The sequence below is a fragment of the Streptomyces sp. NPDC025638 genome, assembly GCF_055558775.1.
Map to the genome: position 1 here is coordinate 38,053 of NZ_JBVHLX010000001.1, position 17,358 is coordinate 55,410.

Annotated in this window: 12 protein-coding genes; 2 read left to right on the plus strand and 10 right to left on the minus strand. The window is 72.4% G+C overall.

Annotated features, from left to right (window positions below):
- Positions 1-10: 10 nt before the first annotated feature.
- Genes galE through ACZ4EG_RS00155 form a run of 3 tightly spaced genes read right to left on the minus strand, consistent with a single transcriptional unit; the run spans position 11 to position 3,917 of the window.
- Positions 11-991 carry a UDP-glucose 4-epimerase GalE gene (galE, locus tag ACZ4EG_RS00145; protein ID WP_453557100.1) on the minus strand — a complete coding sequence of 327 codons (981 nt, stop codon included), beginning with the start codon at positions 989-991 and terminating at the stop codon, positions 11-13.
- Between the two features lie 37 nt (positions 992-1,028).
- On the minus strand, positions 1,029-2,639 hold the full coding sequence (locus tag ACZ4EG_RS00150) for a glycosyltransferase family 2 protein (RefSeq protein WP_467788972.1): 1,611 nt from the start codon (positions 2,637-2,639) through the stop codon (positions 1,029-1,031).
- A 15-nt stretch (positions 2,640-2,654) separates the two neighbouring features.
- Positions 2,655-3,917 carry a glycosyltransferase family 87 protein gene (locus ACZ4EG_RS00155; RefSeq protein WP_467788973.1) on the minus strand — a complete coding sequence of 421 codons (1,263 nt, stop codon included), beginning with the start codon at positions 3,915-3,917 and terminating at the stop codon, positions 2,655-2,657.
- Positions 3,918-4,158: 241 nt separating this feature from the next.
- Here ACZ4EG_RS00155 and ACZ4EG_RS00160 point away from each other — a divergent pair, with 241 nt between their 5' ends.
- Positions 4,159-5,655 carry a glycosyltransferase family 39 protein gene (locus ACZ4EG_RS00160; RefSeq protein WP_467788974.1) on the plus strand — a complete coding sequence of 499 codons (1,497 nt, stop codon included), beginning with the start codon at positions 4,159-4,161 and terminating at the stop codon, positions 5,653-5,655.
- Here ACZ4EG_RS00160 and ACZ4EG_RS00165 read toward each other — a convergent pair.
- The gene (locus ACZ4EG_RS00165) at positions 5,603-6,088 is read right to left on the minus strand and encodes a MarR family winged helix-turn-helix transcriptional regulator (RefSeq protein WP_453557108.1); all 486 of its coding nucleotides are present in this window, start codon (positions 6,086-6,088) and stop codon (positions 5,603-5,605) included. The genes ACZ4EG_RS00160 and ACZ4EG_RS00165 overlap by 53 nt on opposite strands.
- A 125-nt stretch (positions 6,089-6,213) precedes the next feature.
- Here ACZ4EG_RS00165 and ACZ4EG_RS00170 point away from each other — a divergent pair, with 125 nt between their 5' ends.
- The gene (locus tag ACZ4EG_RS00170; RefSeq protein WP_390706915.1) at positions 6,214-6,627 is read left to right on the plus strand and encodes an organic hydroperoxide resistance protein; all 414 of its coding nucleotides are present in this window, start codon (positions 6,214-6,216) and stop codon (positions 6,625-6,627) included.
- Positions 6,628-6,852: 225 nt separating this feature from the next.
- Here the strand turns inward: ACZ4EG_RS00170 and ACZ4EG_RS00175 are convergent, their stop codons facing one another.
- The 6 genes from ACZ4EG_RS00175 to ACZ4EG_RS00200 form a co-directional block, all read right to left on the minus strand.
- Positions 6,853-8,127, minus strand: coding sequence for a hypothetical protein (locus ACZ4EG_RS00175; RefSeq protein WP_467788975.1), 1,275 nt, complete (start codon positions 8,125-8,127; stop codon positions 6,853-6,855).
- Positions 8,124-10,340 carry a bifunctional glycosyltransferase/CDP-glycerol:glycerophosphate glycerophosphotransferase gene (locus ACZ4EG_RS00180; protein WP_467788976.1) on the minus strand — a complete coding sequence of 739 codons (2,217 nt, stop codon included), beginning with the start codon at positions 10,338-10,340 and terminating at the stop codon, positions 8,124-8,126. The genes ACZ4EG_RS00175 and ACZ4EG_RS00180 overlap by 4 nt, the downstream gene beginning before the upstream one ends.
- Before the next feature lie 7 nt (positions 10,341-10,347).
- On the minus strand, positions 10,348-12,549 hold the full coding sequence (locus ACZ4EG_RS00185; RefSeq protein WP_467788977.1) for a bifunctional glycosyltransferase/CDP-glycerol:glycerophosphate glycerophosphotransferase: 2,202 nt from the start codon (positions 12,547-12,549) through the stop codon (positions 10,348-10,350).
- A gap of 125 nt (positions 12,550-12,674) precedes the next feature.
- Positions 12,675-14,939, minus strand: a complete 2,265-nt coding sequence (locus tag ACZ4EG_RS00190; protein WP_453557116.1) for a bifunctional glycosyltransferase/CDP-glycerol:glycerophosphate glycerophosphotransferase — start codon at positions 14,937-14,939, stop codon at positions 12,675-12,677.
- Positions 14,940-15,104: 165 nt separating this feature from the next.
- Entirely contained in the window at positions 15,105-16,013 is a 909-nt protein-coding gene (locus ACZ4EG_RS00195) for a carbohydrate ABC transporter permease (protein WP_467788978.1), read from the minus strand.
- The gene (locus ACZ4EG_RS00200) at positions 16,010-17,353 is read right to left on the minus strand and encodes a carbohydrate ABC transporter permease (RefSeq protein ID WP_453557120.1); all 1,344 of its coding nucleotides are present in this window, start codon (positions 17,351-17,353) and stop codon (positions 16,010-16,012) included. The genes ACZ4EG_RS00195 and ACZ4EG_RS00200 overlap by 4 nt, the downstream gene beginning before the upstream one ends.
- Positions 17,354-17,358 lie beyond the last annotated feature (5 nt).

The window sequence follows — 17,358 nt, forward strand, 5'->3', positions numbered from 1 at the left end:
CCGGTTACGGTCAGGCGCGCGCCGCCTCCGGATGTGTGCGGACCCAGCCCTCCCACGCCGAGGTGATCATGTCCTCGACGTCGTGCTTGGCCTCCCAGCCCAGCTCAACGGCGATACGGTCGGCGGAGGCGACGACCCGGGCCGGATCGCCGGGGCGGCGCGGGCTGACGGTCGGGGGACGGTGGTAGCCGGTGACCGCGTTGATGCGGTCGATCATCTCCCGGACCGAAACCCCTTCCCCGCGGCCGATGTTGAGGGTCAGATCGTGGCCGGCCGAGGACTGCAGGGCGCGGGCCACAATCACATGGGCCTCGGCCAGGTCCACCACGTGGATGTAGTCCCGCACGCAGGTGCCGTCCGGGGTCGGGTAGTCGTCGCCGAAGATGCGCGGGGCCAGGTTCTCCGTGAGCTTCTCGAACACCATCGGGATGAGGTTGGAGACGCCCTCGTCGGCCAGTTCCGGGGCGGCCGCGCCGGCCACGTTGAAGTAGCGGAGCGAGGCCGTGGACAGCCCGGTCGCCCGGCCGGTGGCGCGGACCAGCCACTCACCCGCCAGCTTCGTCTCGCCGTACGGCGACAGGGGCACGCACGGCGTCTCCTCCCGCACCAGGTCGACGTCCGGCATGCCGTACACGGCCGCGGAGGACGAGAACACGAACGAGGGCACCTCCGCCGCCGTCACCGCCTCCAGCAGGACCCGCAGACCCTCCACGTTCTCCCGGTAGTACTCCAGCGGGTGGTCCACCGACTCGCCCACCTGCTTCTTCGCCGCGAGATGCACGACACCGGTGACGGAGTGCTCGGCGAGGGCGCGCGCCAGCCGGTCTCCGTCCAGCGTCGACCCCGCCACCAGGGGGACTCCGTCGGGCACGCGCTCGGCGAGGCCGGTGGACAGGTCGTCGTACACCACCGTCCGTTCGCCCGCCTCGGCCATCGCCCGTACGACATGTGCCCCGATGTAGCCGGCGCCGCCGGTGATCAGCCAGGTCATGTGCGGCCGTCCCCTCGTAGAGTGACCCGATCGGATCTCAGTGAAGCAGGCGCCGCAGCCTTCCGCGGGCCACGGCCACGACTCCCCGTGTCCCGGCTGCCACGCGCAGTGCCAGCGCCCCCGAGTGCGTGGCGTACGGCTGTACGAGCAGGACACCGTGCCGGGCGCTCGGAACGGCCCGCCGGCGCAGCAGACCGGCGCCCGCGACCGCGTGCGCCGTGACGTCCCGGTGCACGCCGTGGGCGAAGCGCAGCCGCAGCCGCAGATCCCAGGTGCCCGTGCCGAGGGCGTCGAGTTCGAGGGGTACCTCCGCGGACCATGTGCCGTCGCGGGACGGGACGAGCGGCGACGTGCGGGAGAGGGACGTACGGCCGTCCTCCCGGCCCCGCCACTCCACCTCCACCGCCTCCGGGCCCGCCTGTGCCACCCGCCCGTACAACTCGTGCAGGCGCAGCCGCAGGCGGGTGGCACGCGCGCGTGGGCGCAGTTCCGCGTCGACGGCCAGGGGAAGGACGTGGACGGGGCGGGTCAGAAGGGGAGCCAGCGTGACCTGGGGGAGGGTGTCGGACCAGACGGGGGTGCCGTCGGGGGCACGGGCGTAGGGAGGGCGCAGCCGGGCCGGGCGGGCGGCCAGATCCCTCAGGCGGGGGAGGTCGCGCGGTTCGGCGGACTGCAGGACGACCCGGGCGAGCAGACGGCCGGGGGCGGCCGGATCGAGCTCCCAGTCCGTCGCGTCGTAGCGCGCGAGATACGCCCGGGTGTGCGCCCACCACGCGCGCTGGTAGTGCACGTCGTGCAACCCCAGCTCGCGCGCGTACATGCGCAGTTCGTGGTCGAGGAACTTGGCGCGCGCCGCCCGTGCCAACTCCTTCTGCCCGGCGCCCAGCAGGATGTCGTACGCCAGCGCGCAGGCCTCCGTGCGCGCCTGCCAGTTGTCGATGGCGGAACGGTCCAGGGAGAGCGAGAGCCGGTCGGCGGTGCGGCGCACGTGCCACACGTACACCGGGTCCGGCACCAGGGCGATGCGCGGTCCGGCGGCCAGCACGCGCGCGGTGAAGACGAAGTCCTCGTAGAGGAAGCGGCCTTCGGGGAAGCGGATGCCGTGCTCGCGCAGAAAGCCGGTGCGGTAGAGCTTGTTGACGCAGAGGGTGTCGTGGACGAGACGGGGGCGCAGGGAAGGGCGTACGACGACCGAGTGCGCCCGGTACAGCGCCGGCTGCCACGGGCGCTCGCGCCCCGAGGGAAGCTCACGGCGCACGCACAGCCCGCCGGTCACCTCGGCGTGCGTCCCGGTCGCGGCCATGAGCAGGGCGTTCACCGCGCCCGGTGGCAGTACGTCGTCGCTGTCCAGGAACATCACGTACGGCGCCGTCACCGCGTCGAGGCCGGTGTTGCGCGGGCTGCCGCAGCCCCCGCTGTTGACCCGCCGGCGCACCACCGTCAGCCGCGGCTCCCCGGCGGCCAGCTCCGCGAGCAGCTCGGCGCTGCCGTCCGTGGAGCAGTCGTCCACGGCGACGACCTCCCGCACGGCGGTCCCCTGTGCGAGCGCCGAGCGCACCGCGTCCCTCACATGGGCCGCGTCGTTGTGGCCGATGACGACGACACCCGCGCGAGGGGCGCGGGACGAGGCATCCGGAGGGGCGGACATGTGCGCGAACTCCCGTCAGGGCGCGCTCAGCGCTCGATGCGCGAGCCGGCCGGAGCCGGAGCGTGGCTCGGTCATGGGCGCGGGCCCTCCGGCCGGGGGCCGTGCGGAGCGCCACAGCCGCACGAAGGACAGTACGGCGGCGGCCGCCAGCAGACCGTTGCGGACGAGCATCAGCAGACAGCCCGTCCAGGTGCAGCCCACGACCTCGGCGTACAGCGCGGGGTACGCCACCGCGCTCACCGCGGTCGCCGCCAGCACCAGCACGGCGACCGGCCGCTGGACGGTGTGCCGCGAGGTCAGACAGACGGCGGCCAGACCGACCAGCCAGATCATGTACTGCGGGCTGATGACCCTGCTGGTGACCGTGAACAGCAGGACGGCGCACAGCGCGGCGTCGAACGGTGTCGCCTCGGTCCAGTGCCGGGCCCGCACCCGCCACAGCAGCAGGAGCGCGAAGGCGGCCGCCGTGAGCGCGAGGGAGGCGGTCGCCACGGCGGAGACGTACGGGCCGACGAGCTCGATCGCGCCGTACTGGTAGCGGGCCCTGCCCGGCCAGCCGGCGTGTCGCGCCAGGCTGAGCGCCGTACCGCCGAGCGACTCGATCTGCACGCCCCGGTTGCCCTGTTGCCGCAGAAAGGCCCATGGATTGTTGAACGAGACGAGGAACAGCCCCAGCGAAGCGGCCCCGGTCACGCCCGCCCACGTCCACGCGGAGCGCGTCGCAGGCCCCCTGGGCGTCCCCAGCAGCACCAGCGCGGGCCACACCTTCACCAGGGCGCCCAGCGCCGCGAACGCCCCGCACACGCGTGTGGAGCGGGACATCGTCAACAGGGAGAGGACGGCGAGGGCGGTCACCTGCACGTCGTACCGGGCGAGCGGGAGGTGCAGCAGCAGCGGCAGCCCGCCGATCCACAGGGCGGCCCCGAGCAGGCTCCGCCCTGGCCGCGTGCCCGCGCGGGCCAGCGCCGCCGTGACCAGCGCGTCTGCGGCCAGCGTGAGGACCACGAAGGCCTGGAAGTACGTCAGGTCCGGGAGCAGTCCGGGCGACAGCAGCACCGCGCCCGCGCCCGGCGGGTACTGCCACAGCGTGTCGTGCGCCGGGAAGGAGCCGTGGGACAGGGTTTCGTACCAGTGGAAGTACAGTCGCCACACCTCGCGCGCCACCGCGCCCCGGCCGAGCACGGGCTCGGTGTTGTGGGCGAGCAGCCACAGCATCAGGGCGCGGGTGGCGAGCCAGGAGACGGCCAGGGACGCGAGGGGAAAGTGACGGCGGTTCATCACCCCGGAGCGTAAGCCGCGCGGATGGTGTAATAGTGCTGATACGCCGTCAATACCCGGCAAAGGTTGGCTAATCGCACAAGATCGGGCCGTGGTGAACATGGGGCCCCCGCTCAGACCGCCGTTGGACCCGGCGCGGAAACGGCTGCCGAGAGCACGGTCGGCACCGCCGGCGAATCCGTCGCCGGGCCGTGTCGTCCGCCGTGCCGAGGCACTGGCCGTGGCCGTCCCCGTGGCCGTGATGACCCTACTCGGGCTGTGGGGGCTCGACCGCGGCGCCATGTGGCGCGACGAGGCCGTCACCTTCCAGGTCGCACGGCGCACGGTGCCGCAGATCTGGCGGCTGCTGCACGGCGTGGACGCGGTGCACGGCCTGTACTACCTGCTCATGCACGCCGTCCTCGCCCCGCACCCCGGCGAGGTCCTGCTCCGGCTCCCGTCGGTGTGCGGCGCGGCGGCGACCGCGGGCCTGGTCGCCGCGCTCGGCGCCCGGCTGGTCCGGCCGCGGGTCGGGCTGTGGGCCGGGCTGCTGTACGCCATCACCCCGATGGCCGGCCACTACGCGCAGGAAGGCCGCTCGTACGCGCTGGTCGCGGCCGGCGCGACGGGCGCGACCCTGCTGCTCGTACGGGCCGTCACGGCGGGCGGCCGGTCCTGGTGGACGTACGGTGCGGTCCTCGGCGTCACCTGCTGGCTGCACGAACTCGCGGTCCTGCTGCTCCTCGCCCACGCCGTGACGCTCGCGATCGCGCGGGTGCGCCGGCGGGTGTGGCGGGGCTGGGGCTGCGCGGCCGGCGCCGTCGCCCTGACGCTGCTCCCCATGGTGGCCGTCTCGCACGCCCAGTCGGCCCAGCTCGCGTGGCTCACCGAGCCGACGCTGGAGAGCGCACAGGGCCTGCTGCGGGCGTTCGCCGGGCCGACGTCGCAGGTGTACTGGACCTGCCTGGCGTTCGCCGTGGTCGGGATGACCCGGCTGGCCGGGCGGCGCGGGGAGGTGACCTGCGCGGGCATCGCGCTGCCCCTGGCGGTGGTGCCGCCGGTGACGCTGATGCTCGCCTCGCAGTCCTCGCCGCTGTACGTCGACCGGTATGTGCTCTACGCGCTCGCGGGGGCGCCGCTGCTGATCGCGACCGGCGCCGATCGGGTGGCCGTGGCACTGGCGCGACTGTGGACCGGTTCACCCTTTCGGGTGCGATCCGGTTCCTCGTTCCTCACTCTCACGGGTGTCCTCGCCCTCGCCCTAGCCTTCACCCACCAGCTGCCCCTGCTCCGCGATGACCGCCTTCCGCGCCACCGCCCCGACAACCTGGCCGCAGTCTCCGTGGCCGCCTCCCACGAACTTCGGCCGGGGGACCCGGTGTTGTTCCTGCCCTCGCACGCGCGCGGCGCGGCACTGACGTATCCGGCGGGATTCCGGGGCACGCGGGACGTGGCGCTCGCGGTGGGGGCGCCCGAGTCGGGGACGCTGTACGGCACCGAGGTGGACGCGCACCTCCTGCGGCGTCGGCTGGCCGGGCTCGACCGGGTGTGGGTGGTCGCCGAGCGGTACATGCTCGACGCGCCCCGCCGGCCGCGCAATCCCGTGGAGCGGGTCAAACTCGACGTCCTGAACGGGCAGTTCGCGGTCGGCGCGGAGACGGTGCGGAACCGGGTGGCGATCCGGCTGTACGTCCGCCGCCACCTCGCTACGGGGAGTCCGGTGCGCCCTCCAGCGCGGCCGAGTCCAGGGCGGTCGTGAGCCGGTCGAGGCGGTCCCGCAGGTCGTTGATCTCGTCGATCCCGAAACCGGTCGAGGCGGCGATGCGACGCGGCACCTGCAGCGCCCGCTCGCGCAGCGCCGCGCCCTCGTCGGTCAGCCGCACATCCACCGAGCGCTCGTCGCGCACGCTGCGCTCCCGTCGTACCAGACCGGCCCCCTCCAGCCGCTTCACCAGCGGTGACAGCGTGCCGGAGTCCAGGCGCAGGTGTTCGCCGAGCTTCTTGACCGGCAGGTCACCGTGCTCCCACAGCACCAGCATCACCAGGTACTGCGGATAGGTGAGCCCGAGGTCCTTGAGGACCACGCGGTAGACGCCGTTGAAGGCGCGGGACGCGGCGTGCAGGGAGAAGCAGATCTGGCGGTCCAGGCGGAGCCAGTCGGCCTCGGCGGCGGGAACGGGCGTGGCGGTCATGGGTCCAGGGTAGCTCTGCCGAGGCCCATTCAGTTGTGTACAACTTAATTGTGTGCTCTACTTGTGGTCGTGAGGGCGGCCGGACCAGAGCCGCCGGAACGTGACTTCGAGAGGGATGGTCTTCCATGGACGCGCTCTACACCGCTGTCGCCACCGCCACCCACGGCCGCGACGGCCGTGCGGTCTCCTCCGACGGCCGGGTCGACCTCAAGCTGGCCCCGCCGGTGGAGCTGGGCGGCAACGGCGAGGGCACCAACCCGGAGCAGCTCTTCGCCGCCGGTTACGCCGCCTGCTTCGGCAGCGCGCTGGGCCTGGTCGGCCGCGCGGCCAAGGTGAACGTCAGCGACGCCGCCGTCACCGCCGAGGTCGGCATCGGCAAGCAGGGCGAGGGCTTCGCGCTGAAGGTCACCCTGCGCATCGAGCTGCCCGACACCGTGGACGAGGCGACCGGCCGCAAGCTCGTCGAGCAGGCCCACCAGGTCTGCCCCTACTCCAACGCCACCCGCGGCAACATCGAGGTCACCCTCGTCATCGAGTGACACCTCATCCCTGAACGACCCGTGCCGGCGCCTCCCCGTCCGGTCGGCACCAGGCACCGCCCGCCTCCTCGGGCGCATCGCGCCGGCGCGTGAGCGGCCGCCGGCGCACCCGGTGCCGACGGACGACAGCGGGGCGCTCGGCGCGGGCCGACGCGGGCAGCGGGGGCAGGGACTCGGCCCCGGCCCGCCGCGGCTCCCGTCACCCCGGCCGAGCCCGGCTGCCCTTCACCCCACCGGGTGAACCTGGCGCTCGCCCTTCCCCTGCGCCGGCAGCGCCGGCCGGTGCCGTGCGAGCGGCTCCAGCAGCAGCGGCACCCCGACCACGGGCAGCAGCCAGGCCAGCACGAGCAGCCGCCCGCCCCAGACGTTGATGTCGGGATGCCCGGCCTGGGTGAGGATCCCGGTGAACGCGGCCGCCAGCAGGAAACAGCCGAACGCGGGCCGCCGCAGCGCGCCCCACGCCCCGGCCGCCAGCGCCGTCCCGAACAGCGGCTCCATGAACTGCCGCCGTACCCACTCGATCCAGAAGCTCGACTCCAGATGCAGGAACTCCGGCCACGGACGCGCGCGGTCCGGCCGCTGGTAGTGGTCGGTCAGCAGGTCCTGGAGGCTCTCCGACTCGGAGGGGTAGTGCAGCAGCCGCGCCAGGAGCACCGTGCCGAGCGCCGCGCACCAGCCCGCGGCCGCGATCACCGCGACCCCGCGCCCCACGGCACGCCCCCGTCGCCTGCGCCGTACCGCGACCGCCGTGGCCGCCGTGCCCAGGCACAGCCCCAGGAACAGCGACTGCGAGTGCTTCACGGCGAAGAGTGCGAGCAGACAGCCGGCGACCAGTGCCGTCCCGGCCCGGGGCCGGCGGTTCAGGGCCAGCGCGCAGCCCCACACCGCCCCCAGGGTCAGCGCCAGCATCAGCCCCTCGGCCATCGGGCGCATGGCCGTCGCCCCGCACGGCAGGACGTAGTACAGGGCCTGGCCGGTCAGGGCGAGCGGCAGCCGCACCGCGAGGGTGCGCAGGATCAGGAACGCGAGGACCCCGCCCGCGGCCGTGACGGCCACACTCGCCAGCCACACGCCCCAGGTCACGCCGAACACCGCGACGAACGGCACCAGGAACAGCGGATATCCGGGCCGCACCTCGAAGATCCGCCGCAGACGGGGGGCGTTGAACGGCGGGATGTGCCCGTCCGTCTGCCCGGCCCGCAGCCGCCGGTCCACCAGCCGCAGCTCGTCCGCCTCACACTGCGCGACCACCCGCCGGGTGGGGCTCGGCCCATGGAAGCGCACCACGTTCACGCTCTGGTTGCGGCGCGCGAGGGACGCCCGGCCGGCGCAGACCCAGTCGACGGTGGCCGCGGCCGCCGCGCGCTTGCTCTCGCCCGCCAGACTCAGCGTGTACGACACATAGTTCCTGGAGTCGGGCGTGTCCCGGCCGGTGACGTTCGCGAGCTGGAGCACCGCGAAGACGGCGGCCAGGACCAGGACCCAGGTGCGCGGCCTCATGTGGAGGCGAGCAGGTCGTGCCCGGCGGCCGGCCCCGGCACCCGCGCGGCGTCCGGCCCGGGCACGGACTCCCCGAGCAGCAGGGTCCGTACGACCCGCTCGGCCGCCCGCCCGTCGTCGAACTCGCAGAACCGCGCCCGGAACTCCGCCCGCAGCCGCGCCGACTCCTCGTCCCGCCACGACCCGGAGGTGAACAGCCACGCCAGCTCCCGGTAGGAGCGCGACACATGGCCCGGCGCCTCCGCCGTGATGTCGAGATAGGCGCCCCGGCTCGCCGTGTACGCGTCCCAGTCGTCGGCGTGGACCACGATCGGCCGGTCGAGGTTGGCGTAGTCGAACATCAGGGCCGAGTAGTCGGTGACCAGCACGTCGGAGGCGAGCATGACCTCCTCGACCTGCGGCTCGTCCGTCGCGTCGACCACCACGCCCCGGCGGTGCAGTTCGGCCAGGCCCATCCCGCGCGCGGGACCCGTCGCGAGGGTGGGGTGCAGCCGTACGACGAGGGTGCTGCCCTCGCCCAGGTCCGCCGCGAACCGGGCCAGGTCCACCCGGTCCACATGGCCGCCCCGGCAGTAGTCGCGGCGGGTCGGCGCGTACAGCACGACCCGGTGGTCGTCCGGGATGCCGTACCGGAAGCGGAACGCGGCACCGGCGCCCTCGGCCGGGTCCACCAGTACGTCGTTGCGCGGGCTGCCGGTGCGCACCGAGCTGAAGTGGCAGGGGTAGGCCCGCTCCCACACCAGCTCGGAGTGGCGGTTGGCGACCAGGCTGTAGTCCCAGCGGTCCGCCCGGCGCAGCATGAACGGCACGTCGACGCCGTGCCGGGCGCCCGGCTTGTCCAGCAGGTCGGCGCCCATGTACTTCAGCGGGGTGCCCTGGTGGGTGTGGATGTCGACGCTGCCGGGGCGTTTGGGCAGGGTGGCGGGCCAGTTGGCGTTGTTGACGAAGAACTTCGCCCGCGCGGCGACGGCGTGGCAGCGCGGGGTGTCGAGGAGTACGTGCTCGACGTCCGGGGGCAGCTGGGCCGCCTGTTCCTCGTCCCGCACCACCCACACCCCCCGGATGTGCGGGGCGATCTCCCGCGCCTTGCGGTACACGGCCGCCGGGTCGCCGAGCACCCCGAGGTGCGAGAACGCCGCGTACACGGCGAGGTCCGGGTCGAGGGGGCGGCGGGAGTGCACTCCGGACCAGCCCCGCTTGGCCCGGCCGGCCACCGCGCGGCGGACCTGGAGGCCCCGTCGCCCGAGCTCCCGCCCCGCCCGTCCGGACTGCCGCCTCACCACGTAGGCCGGGTACGAGCCCGTCAGCAGCGCGACCTCGCCGTCGACCTGCGCGTTCGCGGGCCTGTGCCGGTGGAACATCTCCGCGGTACGGCGGAAGAACTCGGCCCGGTCACCGGGCGGCAGCCGGTCCGGCTTGGCGAGGATGTCGAGACAGTGCTCGCCCATCTTGCGGTGCAGATAGGGCCGCCAGCTCCACAGCTCCGGATGGTCGTCGATGTACGCGAAGACCCGCGCGTACTGGTCGTGGACGTCGAAGTGCTTGCGGCTGGTGGTGGACAGGATGTTGCCCTGGCGGCGCTGCCGGTAGTTCAGGCAGATCCGGTCGAGGGCCGCGATCCGCCCGGCGCTGAGCATCACCGGGAAGGTCCAGGGCGTGTCCTCGTAGTAGCCGGGAGGGAAGCGGAAGCCGTTCAGCTCGACGAACTCCCGGCTGTAGACCTTGTTCCACACCACCATCAACAGGTCGAGGATCTCCGGGTGTTCGGCGGCCGTGAAGGTGCCGTCGCCCGCCTCGGTCAGCACATGGGCCAGGACGTTGCGGCGGGTCCCGCCCCACCAGTAGGTGCGCGCGTAGTCGAAGACCAGCACGTCCGGGTCGCCGGTCTCCTCCAGCCGGTCGGCCATGGCACGCAGCGCGCCGGGCGTGAGGGTGTCGTCGCTGTCGAGGAAGAACAGGTAGTCGCCGGTGGCGTGGGGGAGTCCGGCGTTGCGGGCGCGGCCGAGGCCGACGTTCTCCGGCAGATGGAGCACCTTCACGCGCGGGTCGCGGGCCGCGTACTCGTCGAGGATCGCGCCGCAGCCGTCCGGCGAGCAGTCGTCCACGGCGATCAGCTCGATGTTGTGGAACGACTGCTCCAGGACCGAGTCGAGGCACTCGCGCAGGAAGCCCTGCACCTTGAAGCAGGGGACGATGACACTGAAGCGGGGCACGGCTCGGTCAGCTCCTCACGAGGGTCGCGGCGGCGGGGGCGGGGATGCGCTCCGCGAGCGGGATCACGGGCGGGATCGCCTCCGGCGGCCGGCCGAGCAGCACCCGCCGTACGACGCGCTCCGCGGCCAGACCGTCGTCGAACTGGCAGAACCGCTCGCGGAACGCGGCCCGCAGCGCCTTGGACTCCGGCCCCGCGTACGAGCCGTCGCGGAAGACGCGGGCGAGCTCCTCGGGCGTCTGGGCGACCGGGCCCGGCGGGGCCTCCATCAGGTCGAAGTAGACGCCGCGCGTCTCCCGGTAGACCTCCCAGTCGTCGGCGTACACGACGATGGGCCGGTCCAGGTTGGCGTAGTCGAACATGATCGACGAATAGTCCGTGACCAGCGCGTCCGCGGCCAGACAGACGTCCTCCGAGGAGCGGTGCCCGGTGACGTCGATGATCCGGCCGCTGCTCCTGCCGAGCCCCCGGTCGTAGAAGTAGTGCGCGCGCAGCAGGACGACGACGTCCTCGCCGGCCGCCTCGCAGAAGGCCTCCAGATCGAGTCCGGTCTCGAAGCCGGTGTGGTGGTCGCGGTGGGTGGGTGCGTACAGCACGGCGGTGCTGCCCTCCGGCACGCCCAGGTCCCGGCGGATGCGCGCCACGTCGTGGGCGGTCGCCGTGTAGTACACGTCGTTGCGCGGATAGCCGTACTCCAGGGCCTCGTACGAGCCCGGGAAGGCGCGCTCCCACATCTGGGTGGAGTGGCGGTTGGAGGAGAGGTTGAAGTCCCAGCGGTCGACCCGGCCGAGCAGCTTGGCGAAGCTCCCCGTCTGGGCGGCCACCACCGGGTACGTCGACTGGTCCACGCCCATCTTCTTCAGCGGGGTGCCGTGCTGGGTCTGGAGGTGCACACTGCCGGGGCGCTTGACGACTTCCTCGGCGAAGTTGGCGTTGTTGACCAGGTACTTGGCGCGGGCCAGCACCTCCCAGTAGCGGCGACTGCCGATCAGCGCGTAGTCGACGCCGTCGGGCATGGCGTGCGCCTGGCCGGGCTCGACCAGGAACACCGAGCGGATGTGCGGGGCGAGTTCACGGGCCTTGGCGTGGATCGCGGCCGGGTTGCAGGCGTAGCCGCGGCCCCAATAGGCGCAGTACACGGCGAGGTTGGCATCGAGGGGGCGGCGCAGCTGGATCCGGTAGCGCAGGCGGGTGCGCAGCATGCGGGGGCGCGGGACCAGCTCGACCGCCCTCGCCGCGGACTGGTTGGCGGCGCGCAGCGCGTGGAACGCGGTGTACGCCCCCGCCGCAAGGAGCCGGTGCTGAACACCCACGCTCCCGCCCGGCATCCGGAAACCGGCCGGGCGATGGCGTCGGTGCAGATGGCGGGCGCGGCGGAAGAAGGCCCGGTGCCCGGAGGGCAGCCGCTCGGGGTGGGCGGCGGTCTTCAGCACGGTGGCGAAGAGCTGCTCGAACAGCGGCCGCGTCCGCTCGCCGGTCAGCCTCCGCTCGGCGGCCCGGGTCAGCACCAGGTCCACCTGGTCCAGCAGTTCGGACTGGTGGGCGCCCGGCAGATTGAGCCTGCTGCCCTGCCGCCGCAGCCGGTGGCGGACGAGCACCGAGCGCAGGACCGCCAGCCGGTCCGCGGCGACCGTCGTCAGCCCGCCCCAGCCGAGGTCCGTGAAGTGGCCCGCAGGAAAGGTGAGTCGGTGCGCGGCGACGAAGGAGCGGCGGTAGGCGGCGCTCCAGGCCGGCAGTTGGACTCCGGTGAGCCCGGGTGCCTGGGCCGGGGAGAACGCCCCGGCCGGGGTCCGCGCCAGCACCGGCTCCGCCGGATTGCTCGGCTCGCCGTCCCACCAGGGCGTCCGCTCGTACTCGAAGTACAGGACATCGACGTCGCCCGTCTCCCCGAGCCGCGCGGCCAGGGCCGTCAGCGCCCCGGGCATCAGCACGTCGTCGCCGTCGAGGAAGAGCAGATACGCGCCGGTCGCCGCCCGCAGCCCGGTGTTGCGCGCCCCGCTCAGACCGGCGGCCGGCGGCGAGTGCACCGGGGTCACCCGGGAGTCCCGCTCGGCGTAACCGGCGGCGACGCCGGCGGCCGGGGACCCGGGCTCGTCGCAGACCGGGATCAGCTCGAGGTCGGCGAAGGACTGTGCGAGGACCGAGTCCAGTGCCTGGGACAGCCGGCCCGCGACCCCATGGGACGGGACGATGATGCTGAAGCGGGGCATTCTGCTCTTTCTGTAGTGATACGGACGCGGCCGGGCCGCCCGGTCGGCCGCCAGGTGGACGGCCGGGTGGGGGTGGGCCGCGAAGTGCTGAGGGGCATGGGAACTCCCGGTAGGGGAAACGGCGTTCAGTGGCCCTCGGTGACGGGGAGGGGGCCGGAAGGTTGCGGAAGGGTGGCGAGCGGGGTGCGGGCGAGCGCCGAGGCCGCCGACGGCGCCGGGCGGCGCTCGTCGAGCGGGGTGAACGGCGGCTGTCCCCCGGTCCGGCCCAGCACGACGTGCTGGACGACCCGCTTGGCGGCGCGTCCGTCGTCGTACGGGCAGAAGCGCTCCCGGAACGCCCAGCGCAGCCGGGCCGAGCTGGAGCCGCGCCAGTGGCCGGACGCGAAGATGTCGATCAGCTCGTCCTCGCTGCGCGCGATCGCGCCCGGCGGGAAGGCGCGCAGGTCGAAGTAGGTGCCGCGGGCCGCCTCGTACACATCCCAGTCGGCGGTGTGCACGATGATCGGCCGGTCGAGGTTGGCGTAGTCGAACATGATCGACGAGTAGTCGGTGACCAGCGCGTCCGAGGCGAGGCAGAGCGACTCGACGCTCGGGTGGTCGCTGACGTCGATGATCCGGTCGTGGGCCTCGGCGAGCGGGCCGTCGTGCCAGTAGTGGGCGCGCGTGAGGATCACGAAACGCGGGCCCAGACAGCGCAGGACGTGCTCCAGGTCAAGGGCGAGGCGCTGGGTGCGGCGGTGGTCGCGGTGGGTGGGGGCGTAGAGGATCGCGACCGAGCCGTCGGGGATGCCGAGCTGCTCGCGCAGCCGGGCCACGTCCGCCGAGGTGGCCCGCTGGAAGACGTCGTTGCGCGGATAGCCGTACTCCAGCGTGGTGTAGCTGCCGGGGTAGACGCGCTCCCAGGTCAGGGTGGTGTGGCGGTTGGCGGACACGACGTAGTCCCACTTGTCGACGCCCCGCAGGAGCTCCGCGAAGTCCGTGTCACGGGCGGCCGCCGGGCGCTCCTGGAGGTCCAGGCCCATGTGCTTGAGGGGGGTGCCGTGCTGGGTCTGGACGAACACCTGGCCGGGGCGCTTGCGCAGCCGGCGGTCGAAGTTGACGTTGTTGACCAGGTACTTGGAGCGGGCCAGCGCCGTCCAGTAGGCGGCCGTGCCGGGGCGCAGCCGGCGCGGGCCCGGCGGGATCGTGTGCTGGTGCTCGGGGTGGGCGATCCACGCCGTGCGGATGTGCGGGGCGTGCGTACGGAACGCGGCCTCCAGCGCGCCCGGGTTGCAGCCGTAGCCGCGTCCCCAGTAGGCGGCGAAGACGGCACGGTCGGCGCGCAGCGGGAGGCGCAGCTGGATGCGGTAGTGCAGCTGGAGGGTGGCGGCCTTCAGGACGCGGGCGAGCCGGGCGGCGAGATTGAGGGTGCGGCGGCGCGCGGACATCGCCGACTGCAGGGCGCGGTAGGTGCGGTGCAGGCCGAAGCGGACGAGGGTGTGGCGCAGGCGCGAGCGCAGGGGGACACGGGCGCCGGGGGCGCGGTAACGGCGGTAGTGGGCGCGGGCCTTGACGAGGAACTCGGCGTGGGTGCCGCGCGGCAGCCGGTCGCGCTTGGTGAACACCGTCGAGAAGTGGTCGATCATGCGGCGGAACAACACCGGCCGCCAGCGGGCGAGTTCGGGCCGCTCGTCGAGGAACGCGAACACCCGGTCGTACTGCTCGAAGATGTCGAAGTGCTTGCGGCTGGTGGTGGACAGGATGTTGCCCTGCCGGCGCTGCCGGTAGTGCACGCACACCCGGTCGAGGGTCGCGATGGACTCCGCCGCCATCAGGACCGGGTAGGTCCAGGGGGTGTCCTCGTAGTAGCCCGGTGGGAAGCGGAAGCCGTTCGCCTCGACGAACTCCCTTCGGCAGGCCTTGTTCCAGGCCACCATCAGGACCCGCAGCAGCCCCGGGCGGTCGTCGAGGCGGAAGGGGGCCGGGCCCTGTTCGGCCAGCTCCAGCGCGAACTTGTTGCGGGTGGCCTCGCCGGTCCATCGGGTGCGCGCGTAGTCGTAGACCAGGACGTCCGGTTCGCCGGTCTCCTTGATCCGGTCGGCGATGGAGCGCAGGGCGTGCGGAGTGAGGGTGTCGTCGCTGTCGAGGAAGATCAGGTAGTCGCCCTGGGCGTGCTTCATGCCCACGTTGCGGGCGCCGCCGAGGCCCTGGTTCTCCGCCAGGTGCACGGCTCGTACGCGCGCGTCGCGGGCCGCGTACTCGTTGATGATCGCCCCGCAGGCGTCCGGTGAGCAGTCGTCGACGGCGATCAGTTCGAGATCGGCACAGGACTGCGAGAGCACCGAGTCCAGGCACTCGTGCAGATAGGCCTGGACCTTGTACACGGGGACGATGACACTGAACCTGGGCACAACACATCCATGGGTCGGTCGGCGCGGGCGTTGTGCCCGGGAACGGCCGCTGGAGTGATTTGGTTACGGTTCGTACGGCATGTGGGGGATGTCCGATGAACCGCGAAGGGCGGGCCGATAGCCGACCCGCCCTTCGAATATGCCCTTTTTGCTGCGATTTGACGGCTACTTGACCGCCCCTGCCATCACGCCCGACACGAACTGTCGCTGGAACGCGAAGAACACGGCCAGCGGGATCACCATGGAGATGAACGCCCCGGGTGCCAGTACGTCGATGTTGTTCCCGAACTGACGTACCTGCGTCTGCAGCGCCACCGTGATCGGCTGTGTGCCCGACTTGGTGAACACCAGGGCGACCAGCATGTCGTTCCACACCCACAGGAACTGGAAGATGCCCAGACTCGCGATCGCGGGCCCGCCCAGCGGCATCACCACTCGTGCGAACAGGCGCAGTTCACCCGCGCCGTCGAGCCGGGCGGCCTCCAGCAGCTCCCGGGGGATCTCCGCGAAGAAGTTCCGCAGCAGGAACACCGCGAACGGCAGACCGAAGCCCACATGGAACAGGATCACCCCGAAGATCGTCCCGAACAGGCCGATCTTTCCGAAAAGTTCGGCGATCGGGATCAGCGCCACCTGCACGGGCACCACCAGCAGACTGACCACGCCCAGGAACCACCAGTCGCGGCCCGGGAACTCCATCCACGCGAACGCATAGCCCGCGAGGGAGCCGATGACCACGACCAGGACCGTCGCCGGAACCGTGATCAGGACCGTGTTCCACAGGGAGTCGGTGATGTCGCCGTTCTCCAGCAGCTTCTGATAGCTGTCGAAGGTCAGCTGGGAGGGCTTGGTGAACACCTTCCACCAGCCGCTCGCGCTCATGTCCTCGGGCGAGCGCAGCGAGGAGATGAGCAGACCGATCGTCGGCACGAGCCAGAACAGGCCGACGACCAGCAGGAAGGCACGCACCAGCCCCCCGCTGAGCCGCCCGGCGATCCGAGAGCCCAGCGACTGCCTCGCCTTCACGCTCTCGACGCGAGCCGTCTTGCCGATGCTTCCGGCATGCGTCGTCATCGCCTGCCCTCCCGCCTCAGCCGCCGAATGTTGAACCACATCACAGGGATCACGAGCAGCAGCAGGAACACCGCGATCGCGCTCGCGATGCCCGGCTGGTCCTCCGCGAAGCCCTTCCGGTACAGCTCCAGGGCGAGCACGTTGGCGTCGTCCTGGGAGGAGCCCGGCGCGATGATGAAGACCAGGTCGAAGACCTTCAGCACGTTGATCATCAGTGTGACGGTGACGACCGCGAGGACCGGGGCGAGCAGCGGCACCGTGACCTTCCGGAACACCTGCCACTCGTTCGCCCCGTCGACGCGCGCGGCCTCCAGCAACTCCCGTGGCACGCCCGCGAGTCCGGCCGCGATCAGCACCATCGCGAAGCCCGCCCACATCCAGACGTACGACCCGATGATGGCCGGGGTGACCAGCGACGGGCCGAGCCAGTCGACGCCGTTGTACGGCGCCTTGAAGTTGCTCGCCGGAAGCCGCAGTTGGGCGCCGTCCGCGGCGGCCGGGAGCGTGAAGGTGCCGTCGGCGGCCGCCTTGGCCGAGGCCACCACCTTGCCGTCCTTCACCGCCTCGATCTTCATCCCCGCGTAGCCCAGTTCGGACGGGTCGGGGACGCCGAGCCTTCCGACGCCCTTGCCGCGCGTGAAGTCCTGCCAGGTGGTGCCGGTGATCTTCCCCGGCTCGGGCTTCGCCGCCACGGCCTTCTTCGCGCTGCCGGGCATCTGGTCCGGGGCCACGCCCACCAGGGGCAGCGCGACCGTCTCGCCCGTGTGCACGGTCGCCGAGGTGAGGAATCCGCCCGCGTCGGGCTCGAGCGGCGACTGGCGTCCCGGGTGCGCCTTCGGGAACGCCGACGACTGGGCGAAGGTGTCGTGGACCCCGACCCACACGGCGTTGGCGACACCCTTGTCCGGATCCTGGTCGTACACCAGCCGGAAGATGATCCCGGCGGCCAGCATCGAGATCGCCATCGGCATGAAGACGACCAGCTTGAACGCCGTTCCCCAGCGCACCCGTTCGGTCAGCACCGCGAAGATCAGACCGAGGGCCGTGGAGACCGTGGGCGCGAACACCACCCAGATGATGTTGTTCTTCAGGGCCGTGCGGATGCCGTCATCCGTGAACAGGGCCTTGTAGTTGTCGACTCCGGTGAAGCCGTCGCCCGAGGAGTTGTAGAAGCTGCGGACGAGCGAGTACCCGATCGGGTAGACCACGAGCGCGCCGAGCAGCACCAGGGCGGGCAGCAGGAAGAGTGCCGCCACGGTCCTGCGGGTGCCGGTCACGCTCTTGCGACGCTTCGGCGCGGCAGGGGCCGGTGGGACCCCTGCCGCCGCGGCCGACGACATCGCCG

Bases quoted from the DNA above. Each gene is read 5' to 3' on its own strand.
- ACZ4EG_RS00170 (WP_390706915.1), top strand. From the start codon at position 6,214: ATGGACGCGCTCTACACCGCTGTCGCCACCGCCACCCACGGCCGCGAC.
- ACZ4EG_RS00185 (WP_467788977.1), bottom strand. From the start codon at position 12,549: ATGCCCCGCTTCAGCATCATCGTCCCGTCCCATGGGGTCGCGGGCCGG.
- ACZ4EG_RS00150 (WP_467788972.1), bottom strand. From the start codon at position 2,639: ATGTCCGCCCCTCCGGATGCCTCGTCCCGCGCCCCTCGCGCGGGTGTC.
- ACZ4EG_RS00175 (WP_467788975.1), bottom strand. From the start codon at position 8,127: ATGAGGCCGCGCACCTGGGTCCTGGTCCTGGCCGCCGTCTTCGCGGTG.
- ACZ4EG_RS00200 (WP_453557120.1), bottom strand. From the start codon at position 17,353: ATGTCGTCGGCCGCGGCGGCAGGGGTCCCACCGGCCCCTGCCGCGCCG.
- ACZ4EG_RS00160 (WP_467788974.1), top strand. From the start codon at position 4,159: ATGACCCTACTCGGGCTGTGGGGGCTCGACCGCGGCGCCATGTGGCGC.
- ACZ4EG_RS00195 (WP_467788978.1), bottom strand. From the start codon at position 16,013: ATGACGACGCATGCCGGAAGCATCGGCAAGACGGCTCGCGTCGAGAGC.
- ACZ4EG_RS00165 (WP_453557108.1), bottom strand. From the start codon at position 6,088: ATGACCGCCACGCCCGTTCCCGCCGCCGAGGCCGACTGGCTCCGCCTG.
- galE (WP_453557100.1), bottom strand. From the start codon at position 991: ATGACCTGGCTGATCACCGGCGGCGCCGGCTACATCGGGGCACATGTC.
- ACZ4EG_RS00155 (WP_467788973.1), bottom strand. From the start codon at position 3,917: ATGAACCGCCGTCACTTTCCCCTCGCGTCCCTGGCCGTCTCCTGGCTC.